This is a genomic window from Deltaproteobacteria bacterium (assembly GCA_015233135.1).
Classification (GTDB): Bacteria; UBA10199; UBA10199; order JADFYH01; family JADFYH01; genus JADFYH01.
The window spans coordinates 1-23,277 of the sequence record JADFYH010000009.1; the positions used below are offsets into that span (position 1 = coordinate 1).

27 protein-coding genes are annotated in these 23,277 nt (G+C 43.8%); 13 read left to right on the forward strand and 14 right to left on the reverse strand.

The window, feature by feature from the left end; all coding sequences use genetic code 11:
* From HQM15_04155 to HQM15_04175, 5 genes are all read right to left on the reverse strand, one after another.
* Positions 1-232 (reverse strand): VirB3 family type IV secretion system protein (locus HQM15_04155; protein ID MBF0491953.1); only part of this gene is annotated, 232 nt, incomplete at its 3' end.
* 3 nt (positions 233-235) lie between these two features.
* Positions 236-535: a TrbC/VirB2 family protein gene (locus HQM15_04160; GenBank protein ID MBF0491954.1), complete on the reverse strand. Its 300-nt coding sequence runs from the start codon at positions 533-535 to the stop codon at positions 236-238.
* 156 nt (positions 536-691) lie between these two features.
* Positions 692-1,036, reverse strand: coding sequence for a helix-turn-helix transcriptional regulator (locus HQM15_04165; GenBank protein MBF0491955.1), 345 nt, complete (start codon positions 1,034-1,036; stop codon positions 692-694).
* 4 nt (positions 1,037-1,040) lie between these two features.
* Positions 1,041-1,412 carry a type II toxin-antitoxin system RelE/ParE family toxin gene (locus HQM15_04170; GenBank protein MBF0491956.1) on the reverse strand — a complete coding sequence of 124 codons (372 nt, stop codon included), beginning with the start codon at positions 1,410-1,412 and terminating at the stop codon, positions 1,041-1,043.
* 94 nt (positions 1,413-1,506) lie between these two features.
* Positions 1,507-1,704 carry a helix-turn-helix domain-containing protein gene (locus HQM15_04175; GenBank protein MBF0491957.1) on the reverse strand — a complete coding sequence of 66 codons (198 nt, stop codon included), beginning with the start codon at positions 1,702-1,704 and terminating at the stop codon, positions 1,507-1,509.
* Between the two features lie 326 nt (positions 1,705-2,030).
* On the opposite strand from HQM15_04175, the gene HQM15_04180 reads away from it, so the two are divergent.
* Positions 2,031-3,260, forward strand: a complete 1,230-nt coding sequence (locus HQM15_04180; GenBank protein MBF0491958.1) for a hypothetical protein — start codon at positions 2,031-2,033, stop codon at positions 3,258-3,260.
* On the opposite strand, the gene HQM15_04185 is transcribed toward HQM15_04180, so the two are convergent.
* Positions 3,250-4,305, reverse strand: coding sequence for a hypothetical protein (locus tag HQM15_04185; GenBank protein MBF0491959.1), 1,056 nt, complete (start codon positions 4,303-4,305; stop codon positions 3,250-3,252). The genes HQM15_04180 and HQM15_04185 overlap by 11 nt on opposite strands.
* On the opposite strand from HQM15_04185, the gene HQM15_04190 reads away from it, so the two are divergent.
* The 5 genes from HQM15_04190 (at position 4,304) to HQM15_04210 (ending at position 10,035) form a co-directional block, all read left to right on the forward strand.
* Positions 4,304-5,119: a serine/threonine protein kinase gene (locus HQM15_04190; protein MBF0491960.1), complete on the forward strand. Its 816-nt coding sequence runs from the start codon at positions 4,304-4,306 to the stop codon at positions 5,117-5,119. The genes HQM15_04185 and HQM15_04190 overlap by 2 nt on opposite strands.
* A gap of 53 nt (positions 5,120-5,172) precedes the next feature.
* Positions 5,173-6,321 carry an ATP-binding protein gene (locus HQM15_04195; GenBank protein MBF0491961.1) on the forward strand — a complete coding sequence of 383 codons (1,149 nt, stop codon included), beginning with the start codon at positions 5,173-5,175 and terminating at the stop codon, positions 6,319-6,321.
* Positions 6,322-6,359: 38 nt separating this feature from the next.
* Entirely contained in the window at positions 6,360-6,953 is a 594-nt protein-coding gene (locus HQM15_04200; protein ID MBF0491962.1) for a DUF4442 domain-containing protein, read from the forward strand.
* A gap of 100 nt (positions 6,954-7,053) precedes the next feature.
* On the forward strand, positions 7,054-9,504 hold the full coding sequence (hrpB, locus tag HQM15_04205; protein ID MBF0491963.1) for an ATP-dependent helicase HrpB: 2,451 nt from the start codon (positions 7,054-7,056) through the stop codon (positions 9,502-9,504).
* A 144-nt stretch (positions 9,505-9,648) separates the two neighbouring features.
* Positions 9,649-10,035, forward strand: a complete 387-nt coding sequence (locus HQM15_04210; protein MBF0491964.1) for an RNA-binding protein — start codon at positions 9,649-9,651, stop codon at positions 10,033-10,035.
* A gap of 63 nt (positions 10,036-10,098) precedes the next feature.
* On the opposite strand, the gene HQM15_04215 is transcribed toward HQM15_04210, so the two are convergent.
* The 3 genes from HQM15_04215 to HQM15_04225 all read right to left on the reverse strand — a co-directional run bounded on the left by HQM15_04215 (position 10,099) and on the right by HQM15_04225 (position 11,944).
* Complete coding sequence (locus HQM15_04215; protein MBF0491965.1) at positions 10,099-10,974, reverse strand: alpha/beta hydrolase; 876 nt, start codon at positions 10,972-10,974, stop codon at positions 10,099-10,101.
* A complete protein-coding gene (locus tag HQM15_04220; protein MBF0491966.1) occupies positions 10,971-11,300 on the reverse strand; it encodes a hypothetical protein in 330 nt (109 codons plus the stop codon). The genes HQM15_04215 and HQM15_04220 overlap by 4 nt, the downstream gene beginning before the upstream one ends.
* Positions 11,301-11,368: 68 nt before the next feature.
* Positions 11,369-11,944 carry a DsbA family protein gene (locus tag HQM15_04225; protein MBF0491967.1) on the reverse strand — a complete coding sequence of 192 codons (576 nt, stop codon included), beginning with the start codon at positions 11,942-11,944 and terminating at the stop codon, positions 11,369-11,371.
* A gap of 112 nt (positions 11,945-12,056) precedes the next feature.
* Between HQM15_04225 and HQM15_04230 the strand changes: the two genes are divergently transcribed.
* From HQM15_04230 to HQM15_04250, 5 genes are all read left to right on the forward strand, one after another.
* Positions 12,057-13,670: a methylcrotonoyl-CoA carboxylase gene (locus tag HQM15_04230; GenBank protein MBF0491968.1), complete on the forward strand. Its 1,614-nt coding sequence runs from the start codon at positions 12,057-12,059 to the stop codon at positions 13,668-13,670.
* Positions 13,671-13,674: 4 nt separating this feature from the next.
* Positions 13,675-14,460 (forward strand): enoyl-CoA hydratase/isomerase family protein, encoded by a 786-nt coding sequence (locus HQM15_04235; protein ID MBF0491969.1) that lies wholly within the window; start codon positions 13,675-13,677, stop codon positions 14,458-14,460.
* Between the two features lie 88 nt (positions 14,461-14,548).
* Positions 14,549-16,036 carry an ATP-grasp domain-containing protein gene (locus HQM15_04240; protein ID MBF0491970.1) on the forward strand — a complete coding sequence of 496 codons (1,488 nt, stop codon included), beginning with the start codon at positions 14,549-14,551 and terminating at the stop codon, positions 16,034-16,036.
* Entirely contained in the window at positions 16,036-16,419 is a 384-nt protein-coding gene (locus HQM15_04245) for an acetyl-CoA carboxylase biotin carboxyl carrier protein subunit (protein MBF0491971.1), read from the forward strand. Before HQM15_04240 ends, HQM15_04245 begins: the two co-directional genes overlap by 1 nt.
* Complete coding sequence (locus HQM15_04250) at positions 16,419-17,975, forward strand: glycerol-3-phosphate dehydrogenase/oxidase (GenBank protein MBF0491972.1); 1,557 nt, start codon at positions 16,419-16,421, stop codon at positions 17,973-17,975. The genes HQM15_04245 and HQM15_04250 overlap by 1 nt, the downstream gene beginning before the upstream one ends.
* 27 nt (positions 17,976-18,002) lie before the next feature.
* On the opposite strand, the gene HQM15_04255 is transcribed toward HQM15_04250, so the two are convergent.
* The 3 genes from HQM15_04255 to HQM15_04265 form a co-directional block, all read right to left on the reverse strand.
* Positions 18,003-18,416 (reverse strand): hypothetical protein, encoded by a 414-nt coding sequence (locus HQM15_04255; GenBank protein ID MBF0491973.1) that lies wholly within the window; start codon positions 18,414-18,416, stop codon positions 18,003-18,005.
* Positions 18,417-18,509: 93 nt separating this feature from the next.
* Entirely contained in the window at positions 18,510-18,785 is a 276-nt protein-coding gene (locus HQM15_04260) for a hypothetical protein (GenBank protein MBF0491974.1), read from the reverse strand.
* A complete protein-coding gene (locus HQM15_04265; protein ID MBF0491975.1) occupies positions 18,782-19,102 on the reverse strand; it encodes a hypothetical protein in 321 nt (106 codons plus the stop codon). Before HQM15_04265 ends, HQM15_04260 begins: the two co-directional genes overlap by 4 nt.
* 221 nt (positions 19,103-19,323) lie before the next feature.
* Between HQM15_04265 and HQM15_04270 the strand changes: the two genes are divergently transcribed.
* Positions 19,324-19,926: an RlmE family RNA methyltransferase gene (locus tag HQM15_04270; GenBank protein ID MBF0491976.1), complete on the forward strand. Its 603-nt coding sequence runs from the start codon at positions 19,324-19,326 to the stop codon at positions 19,924-19,926.
* Here HQM15_04270 and HQM15_04275 read toward each other — a convergent pair.
* Both HQM15_04275 and HQM15_04280 read right to left on the reverse strand, forming a co-directional pair.
* Entirely contained in the window at positions 19,923-21,470 is a 1,548-nt protein-coding gene (locus HQM15_04275; protein MBF0491977.1) for a hypothetical protein, read from the reverse strand. The two genes, HQM15_04270 and HQM15_04275, sit on opposite strands and share 4 nt — an antisense overlap.
* Positions 21,471-21,549: 79 nt before the next feature.
* Positions 21,550-22,638, reverse strand: a complete 1,089-nt coding sequence (locus HQM15_04280) for a glycoside hydrolase family 3 protein (protein MBF0491978.1) — start codon at positions 22,636-22,638, stop codon at positions 21,550-21,552.
* A gap of 46 nt (positions 22,639-22,684) precedes the next feature.
* Between HQM15_04280 and HQM15_04285 the strand changes: the two genes are divergently transcribed.
* On the forward strand, positions 22,685-23,263 hold the full coding sequence (locus tag HQM15_04285) for a CoA pyrophosphatase (protein MBF0491979.1): 579 nt from the start codon (positions 22,685-22,687) through the stop codon (positions 23,261-23,263).
* Positions 23,264-23,277: the final 14 nt, after the last annotated feature.

Consider the following 23,277-nt stretch of genomic DNA (forward strand, 5'->3'; position numbering starts at 1 on the left):
GTTTTGCATAAGTAAACCAAAGGTCAAAAATTCGTGCGTCCGTTAAACATGCGATATATCCAAGCCCGTGAAGCAGAGGCAGCAAGAGGATCAGCGGTAAAAACGAGTTCAGAGCCAAAAATAAAATTGTGTTGATCAAACCGTTAATCACGAAAAAAGACTGCGTAACTCCTAGGAACATCGTCGGCCTTGTCAGCCCCAGAAAAAGAAGATCAGCCGATTCAGTCTTCATGATTTAGGGCCCACCTGAACCCGCAAACATGTCGACGATCTTGGCGGCTCCAAAGACCACCGCAATTGCGACAACAATCTCTAAAGCCCGCCTCCAAGCGATTCGTCCCAGGAAAGCTGCAAAACCAAACCCTACAACGGCCAAAATGGCGATGTAGCGCGCGGTACTGCCGGTGACATAATCAACAATGGTTTTGAGAGCGCCTTCCCAAGCAGGGGCTGCGAAGGCAAAGCTGGGGACTGAACAGAGAAGAAAAAGCAGAAAAGCGAAATAAATATGATTGTTCTTTTTCTGAATATTCACGCAGGCTCCTGTTTGAAATTTGATTAATGAATTTCAAACAGAATCGCTTAAAGGAGCTTTTTACTCAACGGACAAGGTAGGACTTAAAGGGACTTTTTGGGCCATTTTACCCAATGAACATCGGCATACTGTATAAATAGAGAGGATCTCTACTCATTAGAGATGAGATGGATTCCCATCAGATTCAAGAAAGCGGGAACGATGATGATCTTCAGATTCCATTTCAATACTGAGTCTTCTGTGGAGAGCCCGTGCAATTTTATCCAGCATCGTTAAAGAATGTCCCTCATAATCAGAATCTTCGAGTCTTGAAATAACAGATTGAGTCGTGCCAACACGTTCGGCAAGTTCAGCTTGAGTAATTCCTTCCGCTTCTCTGGATTGACGAATGATGAGGGCGATAGAGAAATTGATTTTCTCCTCTTCATAGAGTTTTTCTAATTCAGGATCTTTGGCGAAATCTCTTTTTAAAATTTCTACAGCACTTTTTATTTTAGCCATAAATTTAATCTCCGATAATATACGTATGGAGTTTCGGATTTTTCGAAAACTCCTTTTTCCTTTTAATTGCCAAATCAATATCTCCAGGAGGAACTTCACGTTCCTTGGTCAAACCTTGCGCTAGAACAACAACTTCACGACCATGAAAAAAATACAAAATCCGATAATTGACTGATTGAACTCTCCACCTGAGTTCATAAATATCATCTCGGAGATAATCAGCCTCTGGTCTTCTCAATTCGTGTCCTAGTTCTGCCAAGCGTTCAATTCGCACTCTAGCTTTAGCGCGAATTTTATTCGGCAGTTCATTAACCCATTTTCTTACAGGAGAAGAGCCATCTTGCTCCTGATAAAATATCACTTCAACGTTCGGCATAATGATTATAGCAATATTGCGATATGCTTGTAAAGTCAAGTTTTAGGGTTTATTTCCTAAGCTTTCTTTAACAATTGCATACTCCTATTGCCTCCTATTTACTGGTTTTTCTCTTGTTGTGCTTTCTGTCCTGAACCCACCCCATCAAATCAGCTTCTAAAATAATAACCTTCCTGCCAAGTCTCGTAACTGGAATGACCCTTAAATATCTTTGGACTGTTTTAGTAGATACTCTCAAAAAAGAGGCAATCTCTTTGTAACCGGATAAAACTCTGTTGTCATGACTCTCCATAGAGTTCACCTTTTGTGCTTATAAGCGGTTGATTTGTTTAAAAAAACAAAGATAGATACGGGGCGATGGATAATGCCTTGGTTTAAGTTCGACCATTGAACTTTTGGGGACGCTCTGGAGCAATGGCTCGCACCCATTGCTCCACCAATCACCAATATCGAGGAGACCATTCAATAGGGTCTCCTCTTTTTTTTGCTCAAAGTTAAAAAGCCCTCCTAAAAAAAGCGAAGAACTGCCTATTTTCCCTGTTTTTCCCACAACTTTACCTTATAATGGGGCGATAATATCTCTAGTGTTTCAAAAACCGTCTTAAAAGGATTTTAGCCATGCCCACTACAATCAACACCAGGCCCCCTTCAACAACGCCAGTTAATAATAATCAGGACTTGTCTATTGATCCGCAAACAGTCGGACCCGGCACAACTCCATCGAATGGAGTGGACCCTTCCTCCCCGGATAGCATAGGAACCGATTTTCAAAGCCGACTCAACGCCATGGGACAAGGGACACAAGGATCTGGCACCTCGGACTCTGAGCTTTTAAGCATCGCTAATGACTTTGCTCCCGATTCTTCTGGTGTCGTCGACTTCAGCAATGATCCGGGCCAAGCCGCCACCACCGACACTCAAACCCAAATCGCTGATCTCAAAAAACAAGTAACGGCTAGTAAGTTACCAGCCACTGAAAAGACCGATCTACTTAATAAACTGCAAAAAGCTAAAGCCTCACTCGATTTGAAACAAAATGATCAGGCAAACACCCTATTGTCTGATGCCACTGATTCTTTTAACAAAATCAAAGATTTGCCAGAAAGTGTTTTTAAGCTCGCAGAAACTACAAAAACTAGCCTTTCCGATTTAGTGGCTAAAGCTGGAGACGCAGGGATAGATTTACAAAACTTGCCTAAAACCCCGGACGATAACGTACTGAGTTTTGTAACCTCTTTAACCAAGGCAGATACAGATATTGATGCTTACAAAGCCAAGCAGGATCTTCGTACCAACAACATGAAGACATTAAAGCAAACCCTGGACCAGCAAACCTCGGATTGGTACAGTAATTCAGAGACGCCACCAAAGCTTGCGGATGCCCAAAAATCAGTCTCTTATTTTAAAAGAGAAGACGATGACTTTAAAGCCATGGATGGAGTAGTTTCGACAATGAGAGATAAAGTTTCTGGTGCCTTGTCTGCATTAGGATATCAGGTAGAAACTCCAAAAGAAGGCCCAAAAAATCAAATTTCTATTGGAGGAAAGCTCCAAGACTTTTTCAATTATAATGATGCCACTTTTAAACTCAGCACAAATCATACGGATCTTACTCAAAACCCTGCTGACTTCTCTGCCATGCCTTGCAATCGCGATATGCAAGGGGGAGGCGTTGGATCTATACTAGGATCCATATTTACCCTCGGTCAAGGCGGTGAAGATGGTTGGACCGATACTAGACATGATCCAGATGGCGTTAAAGTCAGAAACGGAAATTACTTGGATCTTGTCAAAGACTCGCCTGGTTATCCCACAAGTCTACACGGTGATGGGAGTATCAATTATTAATTTTTTCCAGTTCTTTTATTAAAATTAGGTCTGTATTTAAGGGGTGACTTGGGGAAATAAGCACACATTCTCCTTCTCCGCTTTTTTTCTTTGAGAGTCTTATCGCGTCTTGCAAACACCTCACCGTATAACACCTCACATTGTTTTGATTGTTTGATTTAAACAAATTAAAAATTCTAAAGCGGGCTTTGCCAAAAAATATTATTTTTTTCACTTTTTGCTGAACCACTCCCCATAAATCTGTATACCCGTCGCTTATCTCATCTCCTCCCATAATTAATATTAATGGATTCCTAAATGAACTTACTGCCCAAGCGGTCGCTAAAGGATTAGCAGCCTTTAAATCACTGAAAAAAGCCCTTTCCTGCCACACCCCCACTTTCTTCAAGCGATCAGGAAGTGACTCAAAACCCGCTACACATTTTTGGATTAATGGTTGCGATACACGAAAACATTTAACCACTGCAATAGCAGCCATCGCATTCAACTTTTGATGTTCCCCTAACAACTTAAAGTGATCCAGAGAAAATTTTTCTATCACTTCATTCTGAACATAATTAATTTCATGATTAATTTTTCTGAGAAAGATAGGTGGTAAATCTTGGTTTAAAGTATAGGGAATTTTGTTAGACCAGGCTTTATCTACTAAATCTCGTGCTGGCTGGCCTTCGGCATTATAAATTAAAATGTCATTTGAATCCTGATTTCGAAAACTATTTTTTTTCGCCTCAAAATATTCTGAAACCGTAGCATGTCGCTCGAAATGGGCAGGCACCAAGCTGGTCAGTACTGCGACTTTAGGCTTCAGATTAGGTAGCTTCTGAAGCACAGAGCTTTTTAATTCCAAAACTGCCACATCAAAGTTACTTTCATTCCCTTCTATTTTTTCAATAGGCCCAAATTCTGCTCCGGCTAAAAACACTCTTTGCCCTGCTGCTAGCAACATCTCTTCGATCATTTTACAGACTGAGCTCTTGCCATTGGTACCCGTGACTGCAACAATGGGAACAGCTAATTGTGATAAGATCTCATTGAGTGTTTTCATGAATAAACTCCTGCAGCAATTTTCCCTATTAAAAGAAATAAAAGAAACAAAATTCAGCATTCTTTATTTGGCTGAAGATCAAAACTCCAGGAAAGTTCTTATCAAAAAAATCAAAACTCCCTTCGTTTACGATCAGGATGTTTTAGATCTTTTCAAATCCGAATTTGAGACGCTCAGCACCTTAAAGGAATACCCATTTTTTATTCAAGCCTACGAATGGATAGAAAAAGACGAAGATAAATTTTTGGTATTAGAATACATTCAGGGGAGAAGTCTTCGAGAAATATTGGATGAAATAAAACTAAAACAACGAGCCGCTTTTAAAGCAAAACAATTAAAAACACTGCTCCAACAAGTAAGTTCTGCAATTCATGCCCTGCATCACAACTCCTATTTAAACTTAATTCACAGTGATCTGAATCCTGGAAATATTCTTCTTTCAAACAATAACGAAATTAAAATCATCGATTTTTCTCGAGTACAAATGATGCAAAACTTGCACGGAGCTGTCGATGGCACCTTTCATTTTATTCCCATCTACACAGCACCCGAACTGGTAAAACAGGAACAATTTGATTCGCGTGCCGATCTCTTTAGTTTGGGAGTTATTTTTTATGAACTTTTAACAGGCCAACTTCCCTACCCTGCGAGAAATTACACAGAACTTTTAATCGTTTTGGAAACAATTGAAATTACCGAAAAACAACTTCCAAAAAATACCGACCCCGTTTTATCTAAAATCTTGATCGGCTGTCTTCAAAAAGAACCCGACAAACGCTTTCAAGATATTACAGAGATATTAAAGCTATTATAAAAAAGCACATCTCTCTTATTGATTTTCATGAAAATCAATAATACAGTTATAGGATGGAATACCTCAAAAGAACTCTGAATTTAAAAAAACTCCTGCAAAAAAAATCGTTTTTTCTCTTTGGGCCCAGAGCCACAGGAAAAACCACCTTAATAAAAAAAGACCTCCCCGATGCCCGTATTTATAATTTGTTAGACACTCGTCTTTTTTCACGACTATTAAAAGATCCTGGACTTTTGGAAGAAGAAAATCGAAATCAAAACAAACTCATCGTCATCGACGAAATCCAAAAACTTCCTTCTCTTTTGGATGAAGTCCATCGTTTAATTGAAGAACAAAATAAAACCTTTTTACTCACCGGAAGCAGTGCCCGAAAGCTTAAGCGAGGAGCTGCAAATTTATTGGCGGGAAGAGCCTGGCAGGCCGAGCTATTTTCTCTCACCTCTCATGAAATTCCCGATTTTAATCTTTTAAAATATTTAAATTGCGGTGGCTTGCCCAATGTCTATTATTCAAAATATCCTTCAGAAGAATTAGAAAATTATGTTTCCCTCTACATTAAAGAAGAGATTCAATCCGAATCTCTCACTCGCAATCTGCCCGCCTTCGTTTCATTTTTAGATGCCATTGCCTTGTCGAATGGTGAAGAAATCAATTTGGAATCCTTTGGGCGTGACTGCGGCGTGTCCCCAATAACCGTTCGAAATTACATTCAGATTTTAGAAGACACCCTGATTGGATTTTCTCTGCCTGGGTATACAAAAACAAAAAAACGCAAAGCCACTTCACGTATCAAACATTATCTATTTGATACAGGTGTAGTCCATACACTCTGTCGACGAGGTAAAATAGAAAATAAATCGGAGTTGTTTGGTAAAGCTTTTGAACAATTTATTACACAGGAAATAAGGGCCTTTTTGAGTTACAGTCGCCTCAAACTTCCTCTCTGTTATTGGAGATCTCTCTCCCAGTTTGAAGTAGATCTTATTGTAGGAAACGAACTTGCTCTGGAAATCAAATCCAGCGATCAAATTCAGGATAAACATCTCAAAGGCTTAAGGGCTTTAAAAGAAGAAGGTCTCCTTAAAAAATACGCGATTGTTTCTTTGGACTCAGAACCCAGAAAGACTTCGGATGGAATCAGTATTTATCCCTGGGAACATTTTTTAAAATCTCTTTGGAAAGGGGATATTTTCACTTCCTGAATTTAAATCAGAAAATCATTGCATCCCTTACACTTTCAATGTCAGAAAACTTTATGTTCAACACCCAAAATATCATCGACACACTAAAAATCCGGGGCTTCAGCCTGCTCAATATCCCCATGCTTTTTATCGCAAATCCCAGTGTGATAAAACTCAATGATAAAGAATGCGAAGTCTCCATCCCCCTCAATTACCTCACCAAGAACCACGTAGGGAGCATGTACTTTGGCGTGCTGGCCATGGGAGCTGATTTAGGTTGCGGTTTAATGGCCACCGAAGCTATTCGAAAAAGCGGAAAGAATGTGGTTTTGATTTTCAAAGATTTCAAAGCTACTTTTTTAAAGCGCGCAGAATCGGATGTTCATTTCGTTTGCAAGCAAGGCAAACGGGTAAATACCTTGGTGAAAAAAGCTATTGCCACGGGTGAAAGACAAAATCAGACTTTTGAAGTTTTGGCACTTACTCCTAAAAAAACCGGAAAAGAAATTATTGCCAAGTTTGCGCTAACACTTTCCCTCAAATTAAAATCTAAAGACAAAAAAATGCTTCCGAGCTTCGTCGGTTCTATTTCTGACGTTCCAGACGTTGCAAAAAAACACGACCAATATCTTGGAAAATCTAAGAAAGGCTAACTGTTCCAGCTTCGCCTTCATGAAAAAAATGAAAGTTCAAAAAGCAATCGCATTGGATAATGATTTTTTAGAAGCTGGGTTTGAATTGATAAATTAGTCAGTGAACACTCTCCCTATCGACAATCTCCTCCCGGAAATCTTAAAAAAAATACAGCACCACCAAAGCCTTGTTATCCAAGCTTCTCCCGGTTCCGGAAAAACAACCCGCATCCCTCCAGCACTCCTGCACTCTAAGATCCTCCAGGAAAATCAAGAAGTGTGGGTCTTGGTTCCGCGCCGACTGGCTGCAAAATTTGCAGCGCTGCGTGTGGCCCAGGAATTGGGAGAAGAAGTCGGAGAACAGGTGGGCTATCATTTTCGTTTCGAAAAAAGAATAGGCCCCAAAACACGGCTCAAGTTTTTTACCGAAGGCATGCTGCTGCGTTTGCTGGCAGAAGATCCCCTGGCCTTCAAGGCAGGAATCATTATTTTAGACGAATTTCACGAGCGTCATCTCCACACCGATTTGGCGCTTTCTTATTTGGTGCATCTCCAAAAAACAAAAAGACCCGATCTGAAATTATTAATCCTGTCGGCAACACTCGACGAAAAACCACTCCTTTCTTTTCTTCCAAACTCATACTCTCTCAGGCTAGAAACCGCGCTCTATGAGACTCGGCTGACTTATCTCAGTAAAACTTCAGACGAGCCTTTAGATAAATTAATTAAAAAAGCCGTGTTAGAAGCCCTGAAGATTGAACAAGGAAAAGACCTTTTAGTTTTCTTGCCCGGTATGAGTGAAATTCGAAAATGCCAGGAAATTTTAGAGCGCGAAGTAAAATCAGAGCCTCTCGATATTCTTCCCCTGCACGGCGATCTTGCCAAAGAAACGCAGGCGCTTATTTTTGAACCGGGTAAAAGACGTAAAATCATTTTATCTACCAACATCGCTGAAAGTTCTCTCACTTTAGAAAATGTGAATATCGTGATCGACAGTGGCCTCAGGCGTGAGGCCTCTTTTTCCTGGTGGACAGGACTAGCGCAACTTCAAACTAAAAATATCAGTCAGGCCTCCGCCATTCAACGCTGCGGCCGCTCGAGTAGGACCTCAGCGGGTTATTGTTTCAGGCTCTATACCTTAGGGCAATTTCAAGCCTGGCCTGCCTACGATACGGCTGAAATAGAAAAGACAGATCTTTCGCAAAGTATTTTAGAACTTAAAAATTTGGGCCTCCAAAATTTGCATGAACATTTCTGGTTTAAATCCCCTCCAGCCGTGGCCCTTCAGCATGCGACAGAACTTCTTTTTTATCTGGGAGCCCTGAGTGAAAATAATATTTCCAGTGCCTTAACAAGCACAGGACGTCAGATGGCCAGAATTCCACTCTCTCCGCGCCTCAGCCGGCTGATGCTCACTGCGCAAGAAGAAGGAATCACAGAAAAAGCCGCCCTTATTGCGGCCAGCTTGAGTGAAGGTTTTTTAACAGACCTGGATATCTTTTCCATTTTTGAAAGGCGTCTGCCTGAAAATGTCGAAAAGGTGAAAACGAGGATTATCGAAAACGTAAAAATAAAGCCCGAAAAAAATCCAGGTCGGGGTAGAGCCTTCCAGAACACTCCACAGGACATTGCCAAACTTCGCCACTGCCTGCTCTCCGCTTTTCCAGATCATGTCGCTCAAAAGCGAAAAACAAATTCCGAACCGGGTCAAAACATCGCCCTTAATTTCTGCAATGGAGGTTCGGCCTTGGCTCCACGGCATCTACTGACCCAATCCCATGATTTTTTTATTGTACTCGAGGCTCAGGAAAATCGTGATCGGGTACAGGTAAAAAGCCTATGTGTTTTGGAAGAAGAAGATCTGCTCAGCCAGGAAACATGGCTGCACGAAAAAACGATTTTGACTTGGGATACGAAAAGCTTAGGCGTATCTCAAAAATCTGGCTTTTATTATGGGGATCTGATCCTCAATGAACAATGGGGAACCCCCAGCTCAATCCAGGAGGCCCAAAAAATCTTTCTCGAAAAGGTTTTTCAGCTCAGCAAGCCAGAGCAATCTTTGGATATCCACCAGTTTATTGAAAAGGCCTCCCGCTTTGAGGATAAAATTCAATTGGAGAACCTGTTGGGTCGTTTAGAGGTGTTTTTTGATAAAAAAATAAGTACTATATCCTTCAAGGAGTTAGAAAATATTTTAGAAGGAGTTTATCAGCTAAAACAAGTCCAAGACCTTCCGTTTTCAAAACGTCTTATGCATTGGGTTAGCCCTCAGAAACAGCTCGAATTTGATCAAAAAGTGCCACTCTATTGGGAAAAAGATAGGAAAAAGAAGTTCAAGATCCATTATCGCCTGGGACAAGCACCCTATTTAGAGGCCAGGCTGCAGGATTTTTGGGGAATTCAGGAGACTCCCAAAATCAAGCAGGGGGAAATAGCCCTTACCTTGCATTTACTGGCCCCCAACGGACGTCCCCTTCAGGTCACCCAAGATTTGAAAAGTTTTTGGGAGAAGACCTATCCCGATTTAAAAAAACAACTTTCCAGACGTTACCCAAAACATCCTTGGCCTTGATGATTCCTTGACAAAACAGTATTGGACAAGCAAGAGATGAGTCTATACAATGTAAGGAAGTGTTCGTTATTGATGTCGCAGTAGGATGACAAGACATCCCGCCTAGAGATCGAACAAGCACTTAATTTAGAATAAGGAAAGACAATGTCCAAAAAACTCTATGTGGGAAATCTCCCCTATGGAATGGGTGAAGATGCGCTACGCGATTTATTCGCAGCCTATCAACCCAGCTCTGTTTCACTCATCACCGATAAATTCAGCGGCAGATCCAAGGGATTTGCTTTTGTAGAAATCGACAGTGATGAACAAGCCGATCAGGCGATCGAAGCCTTGAACGGTAAAGAAGTTGATGGCCGTGCATTAACGGTTAACGAAGCTCGTCCCATGGCACCCAAAGGCGAACGCCGTGGTGGATTCGGTGGTGGCGGCGGCGGTGGCCGTGGTGGATTTGGCGGCGGTGGTGGTGGCGGTGGCCGCGGTGGATTTGGTGGTGGTGGAAAACGTGACGGCGGTGGAAGAGATCGCTGGTAGTTTAAAACTAAAAATAAAATCCTAAAAATCAAAAGCCCCTCGATCATATCGAGGGGCTTTTTTTTATTCCTTCAAAAACTCTTGTATCAGCTCTGCCAATTTCTCTGGCTGCTCATGATGCATCATGTGGCTGCAATTATTTAAAGTAACTCTCTCAGAGGTTTTTGGAAATTGGTCCAACCTTTCCTCGAGTGCCTTTGCAAAATCAGCAGATTTCATCCATAAATTGGCCTCCGTCTGATCTCCCGTCACCAAAAGACATTTGGCCTGAATATTATTCCAGAACGCGTATAAAATTTCCCGATTAAAAAGATAAGGCTCGGCTAATTTGTGCAAAGGGTCCGCCGACATTTTATAGCCCCCGGCTACCCTCCTCACTAAATGCCTGGCCAAAAAAAGGGATTTTTCTTTGCTTAAACGAGGGTTGTTTTTTTGCAAGCGAACAGCAAAGTCGGCATGAGTTTTAAAAACTCGAAATTGGGGATGAGCAGAAAGAGAAGTTAACCACTCCTGAAGTTTTTGAGGGCCTAATTCCGGTGGATTTGCTCGGAAGGTAAAACCTTCCAAATTAATAAAACGCTTAACCCGATTTGGAAAGGCACCCGCAAAGATAGAAGCAACAGCCCCTCCAAATGAATGACCCAACAGGTTCAACGGCTTTTTTGGGGAATAAGTGTCGAATAAGGCCTTAAGATCGGCCACATACTCATAAAAAAAATAACCGAGTTTATTCTTACTCCAGTCACTTTTTCCGTAGCCCCTGAAATCGAGACCAATACAGTGAAAATCTTTTTTCAAGTGCTCGCACAAAAAATGAAAACTCACGGCACTGTCAAGCCAACCATGAAAAAGAAATAATCTGGGTTTTCGGGGAGAACCCCAAAAATAGACCTGTTGCCGCACACCATTGAGCAAAATTTTTTGGGTTTTAAAAGTCACGCGGGGAAAGATACTTGTTTTTTAGGTTTATCGATCTCTCTATTCACCACATCCATCATATCCTGAACAACCTGATAAACCCTGGCACTAGCTTTACTGGACACCATCGCAATGGTCTGCTCGGAAAACTCCTTGGCATAATCGATGGGGGCGGACACTGTATACACCTTGCTTTCTACTCCGCCTGTTTCCAGAGCTTGCTGAAACACTCTTTTTTGCACGGAGTCTTCTACAGACGCACGGGCAATATTATCCGCGGAAACCTCCAAACGCTTTGAAGCGGCATTTATTCCAGAAAGAGAAGAAGAGAGGGCATCGATTAACATGAGCTCTATTCTAGACCCTAAAACCAGAATCTACAAGCAGGAGATGGCCCCTGTTAAAGGAACTTGGTTTAGGAAAACTCTGAATATTCGAGTAAGGTTTTGTCTAAAAAAACAAGACATTCTTTCCCCTGAATGATTTGGTCGCCCACTCGTAATGCCGGCAATTCATGGATACCCAACTGCAAGGCCCGCAGAGAGTGGTGCTTCAACAGTTCTTTGGCTTCCAGCATAAAGGCCTTTTCCCAAAGCTCTTCTGCGTTAATGCCCAAAGAAAGCACTATCATCTTCAGATGATCTTCATTTTCCAGGTTAAGTCCCTTGCCCCAGGCGGATTCGATGAGGGTATCTTCCAGAATCTGTCGTTCACTCTCGTTTTCCAAGGCCACACAAAGTCTCTGGGCAAGTACAGTATTAAAAGGAAATTTGGTGGGAACCACAAAAGGATAAGGCTCTTTTTTCATCTCATCGATTTCTTGCATCAGATGTTCATAAGAGACACATCCTGTACCTTCGGGAGAAAAGCTATGTAGAATAAAGATGGACACAGGAACAAATTGGACACTGAGACCCAGCTTTTTAAGAAGCTGGATTCGCTTAAAGGCCAAGTAAACCCAAGGAGAGAGCGGATCAAAATAAAACTGCATTCCCTGCATGAAAAACCTTTCATTTTTTTGGTTACAAAATGCTGTACGGTCTAAAAGAGTAAAACTTTAATTAAAACTTGATGGCCTGCACAAGCTTTGTCATAAAACGTCTATGTCAGAAATCTTTGAATCCAAAATCAGTGTCCAAGATAACGAGTTTAAAGCAAATGCACAATATTTGAAACAGCTAGTTCAGGAATTTAAGCAAAAAGTGTCTCAAATAAAGTTGGGAGGCGGTGCAAGCTCTGTCGAACGCCACCACAAACGAGGAAAATTACTTCCTCGTGAACGCATTGAAAAAGTGCTGGATAAGGCCTCTCCTTTCCTGGAGTTTTCTAGCCTGGCGGCTAATGGCCTTTACAACGACGATGCCCCGGCTGCGGGAATGGTCACCGGCATCGGCCTTGTTCAAGGGCGTGAGATTTTATTTGTCGCCAACGATGCCACGGTTAAAGGAGGAACCTATTATCCTCTCACCGTCAAAAAGCATCTGCGTGCCCAGGAGATTGCCCTGGAAAATCATCTCCCCTGCGTTTATTTGGTAGATTCCGGCGGAGCCTTTTTACCTCTTCAGTCCGAGGTCTTTCCCGATAAAGAACATTTTGGTCGCATCTTTTATAATCAGGCACGCATGTCTGCGGCGGGCATTCCTCAAATTGCCGTGGTGCTAGGTTCTTGCACTGCAGGGGGCGCGTATGTCCCCGCGATGAGCGATGAGACCATCATCGTGAAAGGCAATGGCAGCATCTTTTTAGGAGGGCCCCCTTTAGTAAAAGCCGCCACCGGTGAAGAAGTGAGCGCGGAAGACTTAGGCGGCGCTCAGGTGCATTGTACCAAATCGGGCGTCACCGATCATTTTGCAGAAGATGAAGAACATGCCCTGGAAATTACCCGTGAGATTTTATTTCATCTCAACCGCCCTGCTAAAACAGAACTGGACTGGAAAACACCGGAAGAGCCTTTGTATCCTGCAGAAGAAATCTATGGAATCCTGCAGCGCGACATCCGCAAGCCTTATGATGTGCGAGAAATTATCGCGAGGTTAGTGGACGGTTCTCGTCTTCACGAATTTAAAAAGAATTATGGAACCACTCTGGTGTGTGGATTTGCGCATATTCTGGGATTCCCTGTCGGCATCATCGCCAACAACGGCGTGCTTTTTTCGGAGTCGGCTCAAAAGGCCGCCCATTTTATCGAGTTGTGCGACAAACGAAAAATTCCCCTCCTCTTTCTACAAAACATCACCGGATTCATGGTAGGCAGACAATACGAAAACGGGGGCATCGCGAAGGATGGGGCCAAGATGGTAATGGCCGTCTCCAACGCAAGAGTTCCCAAATTTACGGTGATTATTGGTGGTTCTTACGGAGCAGGAAACTACGGCATGTGCGGACGCGCTTACGGGCCAAGACAATTGTGGATGTGGCCCAATGCAAAAATTAGTGTAATGGGCGGCGAACAGGCCTCCAATGTGCTTTTGACGGTGAAGCAAGATCAGTTGAAAGCCGAAGGCAAAGCTCAAATGAGCGAAGAAGAGGCCCAAAAATTTAAAGCCCCTACTTTGGAAAAATACGAAACAGAAGCCTCGGCCTATTTTTCTACGGCGCGAATTTGGGATGATGGAATTATTGATCCGGTAGACACGCGAAAGGTCATTGCGATGGGGATTTCATCCGCCCTGAATGCACCTTTTGCAAAGCAAAATTTTGGAATATTTAGGATGTAAAATTATGACTCCCTACAAAACCCTACTCTTCGAAATTAAAAATCAAGTCGCCACAGTCACCCTCAATCGACCCGAATTACACAATGCCTTCAACGAAGAACTTATTTTGGAACTGACCCAAGCCTTTCAAGATATTGCCCAGAATTCCGAAGTGCGTGTGGCACTCCTCACGGGGGCAGGGGCTTCCTTCTCGGCAGGGGGGGATTTAAACTGGATGAAGCGCTCTGCCGCCGCAACGCGCGAAGAAAATATTCAAGAAGCAAAAAAATTGCATCGCATGCTTACCAGCATTGCCCAATGCCCCAAACCGGTGTTGGCAAAAGTGAATGGCACTGCAATGGGCGGGGGCGTTGGATTGACGTCAGCAGTCGATATCGCCTTCGCCTATAAAAATGCACTCTTTGCTCTAAGCGAAGTAAGACTTGGACTTGCCGCTGCAGTAATTTCTCCTTTTGTCATTCGTAAAATAGGTGCTGCAAAATTTAGAGAGTTGGCGCTCACAGCGGAACGCTTTTCTGCCGGGCAAGCCCGTGAAATAGGCCTTGTACAACAATCTGGTGACCCTGAACAAATCGATGAACTCATTGAAGTAAAAATCGCCGCCATTAAAGCGGGTGGCCCTGAAGCCTTGGCCGCCACAAAAAAATTGATTGATGAAGTACAATTTTTATCTTTGGACCAAGCTCAGGAAATCACCCCTGTCTATCTCGCAGAGAGACGGGCCAGCAAAGAAGGCCAGGAAGGTATTGCTGCGTTTTTGGAGAAGAGAAAACCGAATTGGGTATCATAACGCCCCCTACCCCCCTCTTATCTTAAGAGGGGGAACTTACACTCCCTCTCTTAGGGTAAGAGAGGGTCGGGGTGAGTTACGAATATATATGTTCAAAAAAATCCTTATCGCCAACCGCTCTGAAATTGCCCGCCGAATTATTGCTGCCGCAAAAGAAATGGACATACAAACGGTGGCGATTTATTCAGACCCTGATGCCCAAGCAATTTTTGTGCGGGAAGCCGATGAGGCTTATCCTCTCAATGGCATTGAAGCGAAAGAAACCTATTTGGATGTAGAAAAAGTTTTGGCCATCGCCAAAACAGCAGGAGTGGATGCTATTCATCCGGGTTATGGTTTTTTATCGGAGAATGCCGACTTTGCTAGCTCTTGCGCTCAGGCTCAGATCAAATTTATTGGGCCTTCCCCGGAAGTCATCAAAAAACTGGGTTCCAAAACTGCCTCAAAAGAAATTGCAAAAATAGCAAAGGTCCCCTCTGTGCCAGGGATGCAGACTTTTGATGAAAAGAATATTAAGGAAATCGAAAGTAAAGTGGGTTTTCCTCTGCTCATCAAAGCGGCCGCTGGGGGCGGTGGCAAAGGAATGCGTATCGTTACAAAAGGTGAAGAATTCACGGAAGCCCTCCAAGCCGCTAAACGCGAAGGCTTGGCATTTTTTAAAGACGATACGGTTTTTATTGAGCGTTACATCGAAAATCCAAAACACATCGAAGTCCAACTCTTGGGCGATGAACACGGTAATCTCATTCATTTATTCGAACGCGAATGTTCCGTGCAGCGCCGTCATCAAAAGATGATCGAAGAATCGCCCTCCCCTTCCCTCAACCCGAAACTTCGTCAGAAAATTTGTGAAGCGGCCATCAAAATTGCCAAGGCCGCCCACTACTCTTCTGCGGGAACGGCCGAGTTTTTGCTGGATCACCAAGGAAACTTTTATTTTTTAGAAGTCAACACACGCCTGCAGGTGGAACATCCCATCACCGAAGCGGTGACCGGAATCGATTTGGTAAAAGCTCAAATTCGAATTGCAGCAGGCGAAAAGCTTTGGCTGAAACAAAAAGATATTGTTCAACGGGGTCATGCCATTGAATGTCGCTTGTACGCGGAAGATCCCGAAAATAATTTTTTACCCTCGGATGGAAAAGTGGGCCTCCTCTTTGAACCGTCACGCCCGGGAATACGCATCGATTCTGCGCTGGAGCAGGGACAAGACATACTCCCCTATTATGATCCCATGTTGGCCAAGTTGATTACCTGGGGGGCAGATCGCCCTGAAGCCTTGATCAAAACCAGCAAGATGCTGGCGGACTTTATATTGCTAGGCACCCGGCACAATTTGGATTTTCTAGGCTATACCCTTGCTCATCCCGATTTCATCGATGGGACTTATCACACGCACAGTGTAGCCAAGTGGATAGATCCCTATTTAAGCTTACGAAAAGAAGAAGCTCAAAGACTGGAAGGCCTGGCAGATTTATTGGCAAAGACAAAAACGAATACTGCACAACAGCCGACTAAAAGTTTTGCTGGAAATAATTTCACTCTCAAAGAGCTTGAGAATTTTAGGAATGTTTAATGAAACTTCTCAAAACACAAAATAATTCTTTCACTGCTCAATCCGATCAAGAAACTCTTGAAGGAAAATATTTCATTTCCAAAGATTTCGTCGACGTGCATCTCCCTTCTGGAACTTATCGACTTCCCCTTTCAAACACCAGATCGCGCCAACGCGCAGGGATGGCCCAATCCGGAAGCCTAAATGCGCCGATGCCTGGCAAAATACTGAAAGTGTTGGCTCAGCCAGGAGATGCAGTAAAATCGGGAGAAACTTTGCTGATTTTAGAGGCCATGAAAATGGAGCACAAGATTTGTAGCCCCAAAGAAGGCTTGGTCAAAAAAATTTATTTCAACGAAGGAGAACGTGTCACTCAAGGGGACATTTTGTGTGAGCTAGAATAATGATTAACTTCGACCTCATTATTATCGGCGGTGGAATTAATGCTTGCGGAATGGCCAGAGATGCAAGTTTGCGGGGTTTAAAGGTCGCTGTAGTCGAAAAGAATGACTTGGCCTGTGCCGCTTCGGGCTACAATAGCCAGATGATTCATGGCGGCGTACGCTACCTCTTGGGGGATATGAAGACCACGAGACTGGCTTGCTTAGACTCGGGCTACATCCAAAAAATTGCTCCTTTTTTACTCTTTCGGATCCCCTTTTTATTTCCGGTTTTGGGAAATCCAAAATCCCTCTCCAAAAAATTATATTTAGAACTCCTGGAAACTTTTTTTGAGGCCTACGACCATTATGCCCCCTTAAAAAATGGCAAAAAGCATTGTCGCTTCAGCGCACAAGAATTGCTTCAACTGGAACCGGGCTTAAATCCAGGCCTAGTGGGAGGCATCAGTTTTGACGAGTGGGGGATTGATGCCCCTCGCCTCACCGTACTGAATGCGAAGGATGCCCAAGAACATGGAGCTCAGATTTTCACTCACACCAAAGTGGTAGATCTTCTCAAAAAAGAGAATCAAATCCTCGGCGTAAAAGTTAAAGAACAGAGTACAGGAAAAACCCAGGAACTGTTTAGTAAAATTGTTTTCAACGTGGCTGGCCCCTGGATTCCCAGCATTGCAAAGAGTGCTGGGGTAGAAGTGAAGCTTCGTCCTGCAAAAGGCATTCATCTTTTATTGGATAGACAAATCATCCACAGTGCTGTCATGTCTAAGGCCATTGATGGGCGATCCATCTTCATGATGCCTTACCAAAACAGTACTATCCTCGGAACGACCGATGATGATTATTTTGGGGATCCAGACTTACTAGAAGCCACTCAAGACGAAGTGGAATATTTGCTCGAAGGGATAGAAAGCATCTACCCTAGCATCCGCCAGCATAAAATCATTGATACTTGGGCCGCACTTAGACCTACCTTGTATGAGCGTGGAAAATATGAAGATGATCTCACGCGCGAATATGAAATTTTTGATCACGAAAAACGGGATGGGCTGAAAGGATTTTTAACTATAGCCGGTGGTAAACTTGCCAGCTATCGGATCATGAGCGAAGAAGCAATAGATGCGGTTTGTAAAAAATTAAATTTGCAAACAAAATGCAGTAGTCACCTAAAACCGCTACCCGGCGCAGAGACTGAGTTGGATGTGGAAGATCTTGCAAAAGAAAAAAATATTCCTTTGCTTGCGGCTGCCCGTCTTTATTACCGACACGGAAACCGCGCAGAGCAAGTCTCAAAACTTTTCCCCTCTCAAAAAATAATCTGCGAATGCGACCCTGTTTTAGAAGCTGAAATCCGTTATGCTATTCGAGAAGAATGGGCTAAAAATTTCGAGGATGTGGCCCGCAGAACCCGATGGAGTCTTGGCCCTTGCCAAGGACAGCTTTGCTTACAAGCGGGAGCCAGAGTGATTGGAGAAGAATTGGGATGGTCAGAAAGTGAAACCCAGCTGGCCTTGGAAGAGTACGTTAAGTTGCGGAAGAAAAAAATGCGATGGGTCAATTAACTGCGAAGCAACGAAATCACAAAGCTCTCAATCGCGCCTCTGTTTTTTTTCGTTCTTGTCTTCTTCCTTTTTCCGTTCTTCCTGTGCCTTTATTTTTCCTAATTTCCACTCATCGTCCTCCTGGCCTTCATTAAAGTAGCGTTCGTATTCTGCCAAACCGTACATTGCAGCCAAAAGACGCATGTACTTCGGATCATTCTTTTCATCTTTCGTATCTAAAATATTCCCAGGAAATACGATGCCATCAGAAAAAAGCTTCATGCCCGAAAAGGGTGCATTTTTATAATTAAAAATATCATCAATCGATTTTTTCAGTTCTTGTTGAATTCGAGAACTTGCGGCATTGGGTGCAAGGCTTATTGCCTTCTGAGGGGCGGCTTCGTTGGGATTAATCGAGGGCGGAAGAGGCGGTTGCGCTGTTCCTTTAATTCGATCGACCATATAAGATACTCATTTCTATCATCGAGGTATTAAATAAAAAAAAGACCGAGCAGATTGGGAATTAACCAAAATAAACAGCTTTGCAAACTAAAATCATTTTTTTTGTTGAAGTAGACGGTTGTGATCTTGAATGTGAGAGAGGTTTTTCAAATCCTGATGAGAAATTTGAAAGTTTTCATGCCCTTCACTTTCACTCTCTTTGGCGTATTTAATGGAGGTAGCCATGAGCCGAAAAACCTTATCATCAAGACCCGAGTAAATTAAATTGTAAAAGCGCTGCATCACTTTGACTTGCTGTTCTTTGGGCAGTTTGGCGACTTCCAGCTTGAATTTATTCAAGATGGCTTCGTTGGCCACTTCATTGTTCATACAATCTCCCTTCCAAGGGCAGCATTGCATAAATTCCGAGTTTGTTCGGGGGACATATTTGGAGGAAGATATTCGGTTCCCCTTTCGAAGAGCGTGGCGGCAGAAGCATCAAGAACAGGAGCCATGGGATTGGGCCCAAAGACACTAATTGTACGAACACCCGGAGGGGTCGAAGTTAGTTTTCCAAAACGCGCAGCATCAAAGCGTGAATCGGAGGGAGTGGTAGGAACTGTTGGAGCCCCAGGAGTGGACAGGTGAGGATCTCCTGTTGCAGGGACCAAAGCGGGGATAGAGGCTCTTTGAATAGGGGGCATCATTCTCTCCTTCTTAGCATTCTAACGGTATTTCAGTAATAATTAAAACACTCTTTTATCATTTAATAAGATTGTGGACTGGCATTTTTAACAAGATTTAACTTCCCTAAGCTTTTAAGGTTTGAAGCCTTTTTGTTTGCGTCTCTCTCCCAATGCGATTATCGGGCAAACAGATACACTAATTGCTAACAAAATGACGAAACCCCCATTTTTTTCGAGGTCTCATGTCCCCGGTCTACAAACGCAAAGATCATTTCTATCAAAAGGCCAAGGGCGAAGGCTTGGCTTCCCGTGCCGTTTATAAACTCGAAGAAATGGACAAACGCTTTCGTCTGCTGAGGCTCGGCTCACGGGTTCTGGAGTTGGGTTGTGCCCCAGGAGGCTGGTTACAATATATTGTAAAAAAAATTGGAACTACGGGTAAAGCCATAGGTGTAGATTTGCTTCCCTTAAAATTAAATTTTCCAAAGCATATTCAGCTGCTTGTTGGAGATATCCTCGACTTAAAGATTCAAGATCAAATGATCCGCTTACTGGGTGAGAAAGCCGATGTGGTGCTTTCGGATCTATCCCCCAACCTGAGCGGAGTTCATTTTAGCGATCACATCAAATCTGTCGAACTCTGTGAAAAAGCCCTGGAAGTGGCTCAAAAAACTCTAAAGCCCAATGGAGCCCTGGTAGTCAAAATTTTTCCTGGACAGGACTTAGAAAACTTCAAAAAGAAGCTCAAAGGCTATTTTGGTGAAATGAAACCTTTTATTCCGGAAGCAACACGAAAAAGTTCAAATGAACTTTATTTGGTGGGGAAATTTTTCAAGCAACTTTAAGCCCTCCCCCCAGGTCCTTCTTCACGAAGGCCCATGCAGGTTCGGTAAAAGCGACCTTCTTTTATAGCCTCTCGAATTCCCTGAATGGCCACGTATAAATCTGGATTTTCTTTGATGAGCTCTTTGAGCTTTCTCTCATCATCGGGGTTGGCCAATTCAAAGCGTTGACCATTCACAAATACCGACTCTACCCCCAACTGACCCACATCGCGCTCCAGGCCGGCTACTAATTCGTGGGCCCCCATTTCCAGGGCCTCGTCACCACTGGGAATGGGTAATCCATGATGCGAGGTACCGGAGTAATTGAGGCGATCCCCTTTTACGCGGATGTGCATGCCTGCACCATAGATGACGGCAGAGGCAAAAGCCGCCTGGGCTACCAGGTTGGAGGATTCGGCGTGGCCAGCATCATTAAACAAAACCGTATGTGCCTCGATGGCCTCACTGAAACTTTCCCAAGGAGCACCGCCCACTTCACTCTCTCCTTCACCGCCCTTTGATTTCGCACGGGCCATGCGCGCAGACATCGCCCGCCGCAAACTACTGAGCGCATCCCCCTCTTCTACCCCACTCCCTTCTTCCGTCTCCCCCTCTTCCACCAGGGCTTCTTCGGCCTCCAGCATGTCTTCGACTCCGTCTTTCGCGCCCATTTGTTTGGCCAACTTTTTCTGTTGAGCACTCATCCCCTGTGCAGTCTGTCCTGCCTTAGCGGTCTGGTTATTTTCCTGCTCCAGCGCAGTCTCCGCCGGCATTTCTTCTGCCAGAGCATTTTCACCCGGCATCCCTTCCTGACCCTTAAGAAGTTTTTGGGTCATAATCATCAGCTGTTTTCCACGGGGCCCCACATCCATAAAGGCAGAATAGCCCTTGGGCAACGGCATTTTTGAATCGCTCTTTTTCCAGGGGGCATCGGGATTGTCTTTGGTGAGACCTTGAGCCTGGGACCTTAACTTTAAAAGGGGATTTTCCTGAACCTGGTTTCCCCGCGCCCTTTCGGCATTCTGTCCACGAGAGGCATCCTGACTTTTTAAAGTTTCCTCATGCTTGGCCATCCACTGTGAAACATCCTTCTGACTGCCCGTTAATTGCCTAAATTGATTTTGACGACTGCGATTAATATCATCACTTTGCATCAAGAAGCCCTTTTCAACCATCTTCTGACGGGCCTCGCTCATGTCGCGATTGTCTTGAGATTCTTGAGAGCTCTTATTCTCTTGAATATTATCCTGCTGAAGAGTTTCTGCTCCCTGCATGACCATATTGCTATTCATGTCGCTGAAGAGCTCGGTTTGAGAAAGGGAACTCTGAAGCAAGGATTGGCTTTGAGAGGTGGAAGGACTGTTACTCGGCGGAGGAGGCGGGGGAGCCTGATCGGACGAAGAAGTGGGCCTGTTAGTAGTTTGAGGGCTTGAATCCCTCGCAATTTGAGGCAAAGAACCTTGCGGACGGGCAGCGGTATCGCTTGTAGGACGAGGGGCATCACGGGGGGGGCCTGAAATATTACCCCCACCCCCCAACTGAAGTTTGAGAAAAGAGAGAATCATAATTTATTCCCGCAGGGGCAATTCATGAATTGCCCCTACACGGAGCTTATCACTGAATATCACTGCCCATTATCGCACATCACCCCGAGAACTGTTGTGAAAAATCTGCTATTTTTTTCTGAATTTTTTGAATTCGCTGTAGAGAAAGCTGCCCCTGCTGTGAATTTTTAACTGACAAATCTATCCAGGCTTGAACTCGATTTAACACCTCTAAGCACACTTCTTCATAACGACATACTAAGACAATATCTCCCCCCACTTCCAAAAAACGTACAGAGGCCTCAGAAATTCCCCATCTATCCGCAATGGCCTTCATATTAAAATCGTCAGAGATTAGCACCCCTTCGTAGCCCATTTGTTTTCGCAACAAATCGCCAATTATTTTTTTGGAAAGCGTCGCCGGCCATTCACTGTCCAAGGCCGGATACATCACATGGGCGGTCATCAACATTTCAATTTTATTTTGAATGGCCGCTGCAAAGGGCAGCAATTCAAGGGTTTGCAGGCGCTTGAGAGCTTGATCCACTTGCGGCAATTCGAAGTGAGAATCTTTGGAAGTATCTCCATGTCCTGGAAAGTGTTTGCCACAGGGGATGATTCCCCCTTCGCGCAATCCGCGAATCATTTTCAAGGCACAATCCGCCACCGTTCGAGGATCCGAACTAAAAGCCCTGTCGCCGATAATAGGATTGATGGGATTCGTATCCACATCCAACACAGGGGCATAGTTGAGGTTGAAGCCCACTTCGCAGAGTTCACGGGCCATGAGTTTACCGATGGAATAGGGATTTATCCCCTCACCCTGACCCTCTCCCTCAAGGGGAGAGTGGATTTTCTTTCCTCCCTCCCCCTCGACGGGGGAGGGTTGGGGAGAGGGTGAAAAATGCCCAATCTCCCTCGCCGTCGGAATTTTTGTAAAGGGCTCCGGCAAACGAAAAACACGCCCACCTTCATGATCGACCGAAATAATTAAGGGTAAACCTTTTTTAAAAGATTGTAGTTCCAGGTTCAGCTCTTTCAACTGGGCCTTGGATTCGATGTTGCGCTTGAATAAAATGACGCCGGCCAAATCGTGTTTTGAAACAAGGGTCTTGATCCAGTCGGGAGCGGTCAGACCCTCAAAACCAAACACGCATAATGAAGCTGCAGATATTTTGTGGGAATGCATATTGACCTCGGAGAAAATGGGTAATAATTAGAATTCAAAATAAAAAATGAAAACAAAATTTAAAAAAATCCTCTCTGCCTATGAAAAAAACGCACTCCCCGCTGAGGGCTTAAGGCCTTCGGCAGTTTTAGTGCCCTTGTTCAAAAAAGACAATCAAGATACCCTCCTTTTTACCAAGCGCAATCAAAATGTCGCGCATCACAAAGGGGAAATCTGTTTCCCGGGTGGCATGATGGATGACACCGACAAAGACTTAATACACACTGCTTTGCGAGAGGTCTATGAAGAAGTGGGCATCCAACCCGAAGCGGTAGAAATATTGGGAAGCCTGGATGAAATCGTCACTCCCACCGGCTTTCACATCACTCCCTTTTTGGGAATTTTTCCTTATCCTTATTCGTTCCAGGTCAACAAAGATGAAATTGATTTATTGCTCGAAATCCCCTTTGAGATTTTTTTGGATTCTAAAAAGGTTAGTTATCAAGAAAGAACTTATTCGGGTAAAACCATCCAGATGCCTTTTTACCAATGGCAGGGACACACCATCTGGGGCGCGACTGGGCTTATTGTAAAACAAATAGTGGATTTGATTTTAAAAGTGGAGCAAGAGAAGCAGAGCGCCTAACTTTGTCATTGAAT